The sequence below is a fragment of the Dyadobacter chenhuakuii genome (assembly GCF_023821985.2).
In the GTDB taxonomy this organism is placed as follows: Bacteria; Bacteroidota; Bacteroidia; order Cytophagales; family Spirosomataceae; genus Dyadobacter; species Dyadobacter chenhuakuii.
The window spans coordinates 4,448,988-4,455,000 of sequence record NZ_CP098805.1 but is presented as its reverse complement, the minus strand read 5'-3'; the positions used below and the strand labels follow the sequence as shown (position 1 = coordinate 4,455,000).

The window sequence follows — 6,013 nt, the reverse complement described above, 5'->3', positions numbered from 1 at the left end:
ACTCCGAATGGGCTATGATATACACGGCAGTGAGGGCTGGGGTGCTAAGGTCCCAGTCCGAGAGGGGAACAACCCAGAGCATCAGCTAAGGTCCCAAAATATATGCTAAGTTGAACTAAGGGGGTCCGACTGCAGAGACAGCCAGGATGTTAGCTTGGAAGCAGCTATACATTTAAAGAGTGCGTAACAGCTCACTGGTCGAGCGGGGCGGGCATCGATAATAAACGGGCATCAAGCATATTACCGAAGCTATGCGATAGTAATTTATTACGATCGGTAGGGGAGCATTCTCACAGGGGTGAAGGTTTGGCGTAAGCTGGGCTGGACTGGTGAGAAAAGCAAATGTAGGCATAAGTAACGATAATGCGGATGAGAAATCCGCACACCGAAAGACTAAGGATTCCTCCGCTATGCTAATCAACGGAGGGTTAGGCGGGGCCTAAGGGATAGCCGACAGGCGACTCTCGATGGACAGCAGGTTAATATTCCTGCCCTTGCATGCAGTGTGAAAAAGTGACGGAGTATTGTGGTAAGTACGTACTGACGGAATAGTGCGTTGAGCAGAACCTACGGGTGAAGCGAACTTACGAAAACGCTTCCAAGAAAAGCTTTTGAAACGCCAGCTGTACGCAACCCGTACCGTAAACCGACACAGGTAGTCGAGAAGAATATTCTAAGGTGCTCGAGTGAATCACGGCTAAGGAACTCGGCAAATTAACCCTGTAACTTCGGGAGAAGGGGAGCCTCCTCAGTGATGAGAGGCCGCAGAGAAATGGCCCAGGCGACTGTTTAGCAAAAACACAGGGCTCTGCCAAAACGAAAGTTGACGTATAGGGCCTGACACCTGCCCGGTGCTGGAAGGTTAAGAGGGGATGTCATCGCAAGAGAAGCATTGAATCGAAGCCCCAGTAAACGGCGGCCGTAACTATAACGGTCCTAAGGTAGCGAAATTCCTTGTCGGGTAAGTTCCGACCTGCACGAATGGTGTAACGATCTGGGCACTGTCTCGGCCGTGAGCTCGGTGAAATTGTAGTAGCGGTGAAGATGCCGCTTACCCGCCACGGGACGGAAAGACCCCGTGCACCTTTACTATAGCTTTGCATTGTTTTCGGGTCAGGGATGTGTAGGATAGGTGGGAGGCTGTGAAGTTGCGTCGCCAGGCGTGATGGAGCCAACGTTGAAATACCACCCTTCGCTGGCCTGGGATCTAATCCGACAAAGTCGGAGACCGTGCATGGTGGGTAGTTTGACTGGGGTGGTCGCCTCCAAAAGTGTAACGGAGGCTTCCAAAGGTCTGCTCAACACGCTTGGTAACCGTGTGTGGAGTGCAATAGTACAAGCAGGCTTGACTGTGAGACCGACGGGTCGAGCAGGTGGGAAACCAGGGTATAGTGATCCGGTGGTTCTGTATGGAAGGGCCATCGCTCAAAGGATAAAAGGTACGCCGGGGATAACAGGCTGATCTCCCCCAAGAGCTCACATCGACGGGGAGGTTTGGCACCTCGATGTCGGCTCGTCACATCCTGGGGCTGGAGAAGGTCCCAAGGGTTCGGCTGTTCGCCGATTAAAGTGGCACGCGAGCTGGGTTCAGAACGTCGTGAGACAGTTCGGTCCCTATCTGTGGTGGGCGTAGGAAGATTGACGGGGGCTGCCTTTAGTACGAGAGGACCGAGGTGGACCCACCGCTGGTGAACCGGTTGTCACGCCAGTGGCATGGCCGGGTAGCTATGTGGGGAATAGATAAGCGCTGAAAGCATCTAAGTGCGAAACTAGCCCGAAGATGAATCTTCCACATAAGGGTCGTTGTAGACTACGACGTTGATAGGCTGCAGGTGTACGTGTAGAAATACATTCAGCTGAGCAGTACTAATTACCCAAGAGCTTGCACATTAACATCTTAACACTTTTTGATCTCTTCTACTTCCAATATGACATTGATTACTCAAAGATATTGTTGAGTGATAAAAACCAACAAAGACCTTGTTGGTGGCTATTGGCCTGGTGTTCACCTCTTCCCATCCCGAACAGAGAAGTTAAGCCCAGAACCGCCGATGATACTTGGATCAAACCTGGTAAAGTAGGTAGCCGCCACAATACCACTTAAAACTAAAGCCTTGCAGAAATGTGAGGCTTTTTTTGTGCCTCAAGAAATCGCTTAATGTTAAAAAGGGGATCAGTCCGAAAAGTTGGGGGGACGTTAAAAAAGTAGTTTTTTGCAGTGAATCAATTGAGAATACATTGCAAGAGTCGTATTTAGCCCTAGCCCAGTTCCTATTGCCCGAGGGTATCCTCGAGTATTTTGAGCTTTCCAGAATCGTTGAAGCCATTCCAGGCCTTCACATTTACTTAGAAGAAAAGAACCTTCCTCCCACCGAATATAAAGACCGGAAATTAGAGTCGAAGGGCTTTCTGCCCGAGATATACATTCCGGATTTCCCGATTCGTAGTCAGCGTGTTACGCTTTGTATCAAGCGCCGCCGCTGGGAAGTCAAGGATACTGGTGAGGTGGTAAGCAGGGACTGGAATGTAGTGCAACAGGGAACTCGAATGACCAAAGAGTTTGCTGATTTTTTAAAAGGACTGTATTGATAATAACCCTGTCAGCTGCTCGCAGCTAGGCAAGTATTTCCATCTGGACGGTAAGCAGCTTCAGGAGCAGTATAAAAACCATATTAGCGATTACAAGGATTGGGATCAACGTGAGCATGCGGCAGAATGGCTTTTGTATCCAGAAAATGCCGGTCCATATTTAAGCATCGATGAGACCTCACTTTCCAATGGCGAACTTTATACTATTGTAACTAATAAGGCCACAAAAGGAAGGAAAGGCTCTTTGTTAGCAATGGTGAAGGGTACGCAAGCAGCATCAGTGATTGAAATTTTGCGAAAAATACCCAAACGTATTCGCAGCAAAGTGCGCGAAGTGACTTTGGACATGGCTGCCAATATGGGCATGATCGTAAGTCGCTGTTTCCCAAAGGCATTGAAGGTTATTGACCGTTTTCATATCCAGAAATTAGCTTATGATGCCGTCCAGGAAGTCAGAATCAAGTATCGATGGGAGGCACTGGATCAAGAAAATCAAGCTATTGAAGCTGCAAAGCATGCTAATTTGCTTTATCAACCTGAAATTCTTGGCAATGGTGATACTCTTAAACAACTATTGGTAAGAAGCCGGTACTTACTTTTCAAGCATTACGACAAGTGGACTGCTTCGCAAATTCAGCGTTCTAAGCTGCTGTTTGAGCTTTATCCGCTCATTAATCAAGCCTACAAGCTGGCAACGGGACTGGGAACGATCTTTCGAACTGGCAAATCCAAAGAACAAGCCTTCAAAAAGTTGGCACTCTGGTACAATGAGGTGGAAGATTGCCGCCTTGATTCATTTAAAACTGTCGCCAGATCTATTCAGACGCATTATCTGGACATTCTCAATTTCTTTAACCATAGAAGTACGAATGCTTCGGCTGAGTCCTTCAATGCGAAGATCAAGGCATTTCGGTCGTCATCCAGAGGTGTTCGGGATATCCCATTCTTCCTATTGAGGCTTACGAAACTCTATGCTTAACGTCCCCCCAGGTTTTCAGCTTGATCCTTAAAAAGACCATCTCATAAGGATGGTCTTTTTTTGTGCCTGAGGGAATCCGGAGATGTGAATGGGACCGTCTCATAAGGATGGTCTTTTTTTTGTGATTGTTAAGGCACGGCCGACGATACCGCGCTGCGAAGCTTGGCCTGCACGCTTCGTTCAAACCTGCGGGGTCTAACCAGATAAAGTTGGCAGATGGCGTCATCAAAGGCGTGCAGCCAGGCCCCCACTATACCAATGACAGACCATTCTCATAAGTACAGGTTTTCAGTGCTTGGTAAGCTCGTTTTCCTAGGGATTGTTCATTTCACAAGTCCATTTCACAAGTCGTGTAAATAGCAAGCGTACAACGCTGATTTTATATTCTACACAGCAATCAATGGAAAGACGCGCTGGTTTATCTTTCTGTTAGATAGTTAAAACCAAAATGGCTGCTTAGTTTCCCAGCAGCCACGTTAAAACATATTAAGTAAATCCCTAATTTAAAACAATAGTCTTAGCATTAGACCTGGCATTTAAAAACTCTTGAACTGCCTTGATGATGCCTTCTGAATCAACTCCACATTCGCGGTAAAGTTCATTTGGTTCGCCGTGCTCTACGATATTGTCTGGAATGCCCAACCGCTTTACGATGGAAGAATATCCGTTGTCGGCCATGAATTCTATGATAGCGCTGCCAAATCCTCCTTGTAAGCAGCCATCTTCTAGTGTAATGACCCTGTCATAGGATTTGAATACTTCGTGCAGCAGAGCCTCATCTAATGGCTTTGTAAAACGCATATCATACAGTCCTGCCGAAATGCCGTGCAATTCCAACCCTTCACAAGCTTTCAGTGCAAAGTTTCCAAGAGGCCCGAATGAGAGAATCGCAATGTCTTCACCACTTCTCAGTTTTCTGCCCTTACCAATCTGAATTTCTTCAAACGGCGTTTTCCAGTTAGGCATTACGCCCGAACCACGGGGATATCTAATTGTGAATGCTTGCTTTCCTGACTGAAACGAATCCAGCTGCGCCGTGTACATCAGATTTCTCAGCTCCTGCTCATTCATAGGCGAAGCAACAACCATGTTAGGGATGCAACGCATAAAGGCAATGTCATAAAGCCCATGATGGGTAGGACCATCTGCGCCTACCAAGCCCGCTCTGTCGAGGCAGAAGATCACAGGCAGTTCCTGAATGCAGACATCGTGAATAACCTGATCATAGGCCCGTTGCATGAAGGTTGAATATATATTACAATAAACAACTTCGCCCCGCGTCGCCATTCCTGCGGAGAATGTTACAGCATGCTGTTCAGCGATGCCGACATCAAATGCTCTTTTAGGCATAACATCCATCATAATGTTCAATGATGAACCGGATGGCATGGCTGGCGTTACACCAACAATCTTAGGATTTTGCTCCGCGAGCTCTACAATAGTGTTGCCAAAAACATCCTGATATTTTGGTGCTTGCGGCTGATCGTAAACCTTTATTTTAATTTCTCCTGTGATCTTATCAAAAATACCAGGGGAATGCCATTTTGTTTGGTCTTTTTCAGCGGGGCCATAACCTTTACCTTTTACAGTAAGGCAGTGTAGCAACTTTGGTCCCGGAATGCTTTTTAAGTCTTTTAAAACCTCGGTAAGATGACTGATGTCATTGCCGTCAATAGGACCGAAATATCTTAGCCCTAGTGATTCAAAAAGATTGCTCTGACGAAGGATAGCAGTTTTCATCACAGTTTCCACTTTCGAAACGATCTCCTGAGCGCTCTTACCGAAATTGCTCATCTTACCGAGCATATTCCAAACCTCGTCCCTGAATTTATTATAGGTTTGAGAAGTGGTAATATCGGTAAGATATTCTTTCAACGCGCCCACATTAGGATCAATAGCCATGCAGTTATCATTCAAAATGATAAGCAGGTTGGAATCTGTTGCTCCGGCATGGTTCATGCCTTCAAAGGCCATTCCCGCGGTCATCGCGCCGTCTCCTATAATGGCAATATGTTGTCTTTCGAAATTTTTCTCTAATGCAGATGCAACAGCCATTCCTAATGCCGACGAAATGGATGTAGAAGAATGTCCTACCCCAAAGGCATCATAAATACTTTCGCTGCGTCTCGGGAAACCGGAAAGGCCTCCATATGTGCGGTTGGAATGGAAATTATCCCGCCTGCCAGTTAATATTTTATGACCATAAGCCTGGTGACCCACATCCCAAACCAACTGATCATCCGGTGTATTGAACACATAATGAAGTGCAACACTTAACTCAACTACGCCCAGGCTTGCACCAAAATGCCCGCCATAGACGGAAACGTTATCAATGATAAACTGACGTAATTCGTTACATACTTGTGGAAGCTGGGAACTGTCTAACTTTCGTAGGTCCTCAGGGGAATCAATTTTAGCTAATAACTTCCCAGGTTTTATAAGCAT

At 46.6% G+C, this 6,013-nt stretch carries 3 protein-coding genes and 2 rRNA genes (1 of these 5 running past the window's edge); 4 read left to right on the top strand and 1 reads right to left on the bottom strand.

Annotation, left to right across the window (positions count from 1 at the left end; translation table 11 throughout):
- The 4 genes from NFI80_RS18525 to NFI80_RS18510 form a co-directional block, all read left to right on the top strand.
- Positions 1–1,890 (top strand): 23S ribosomal RNA (locus NFI80_RS18525) (it extends 932 nt beyond the left edge of the window).
- A 92-nt stretch (positions 1,891–1,982) separates the two neighbouring features.
- Positions 1,983–2,094, top strand: a 5S ribosomal RNA gene (rrf, locus tag NFI80_RS18520).
- A 144-nt stretch (positions 2,095–2,238) separates the two neighbouring features.
- The gene (locus NFI80_RS18515) at positions 2,239–2,589 is read left to right on the top strand and encodes an ISAon1 family transposase N-terminal region protein (RefSeq protein WP_445438751.1); all 351 of its coding nucleotides are present in this window, start codon (positions 2,239–2,241) and stop codon (positions 2,587–2,589) included.
- Complete coding sequence (locus NFI80_RS18510; RefSeq protein ID WP_445438752.1) at positions 2,585–3,568, top strand: ISAon1 family transposase; 984 nt, start codon at positions 2,585–2,587, stop codon at positions 3,566–3,568. Before NFI80_RS18515 ends, NFI80_RS18510 begins: the two co-directional genes overlap by 5 nt.
- 498 nt (positions 3,569–4,066) lie before the next feature.
- On the opposite strand, the gene dxs is transcribed toward NFI80_RS18510, so the two are convergent.
- Complete coding sequence (gene dxs / locus NFI80_RS18505) at positions 4,067–6,013, bottom strand: 1-deoxy-D-xylulose-5-phosphate synthase (protein ID WP_235165744.1); 1,947 nt, start codon at positions 6,011–6,013, stop codon at positions 4,067–4,069.

Bases quoted from the DNA above. Each gene is read 5' to 3' on its own strand.
- dxs (WP_235165744.1), bottom strand. From the start codon at position 6,013: ATGCTTATAAAACCTGGGAAGTTATTAGCTAAAATTGATTCCCCTGAG.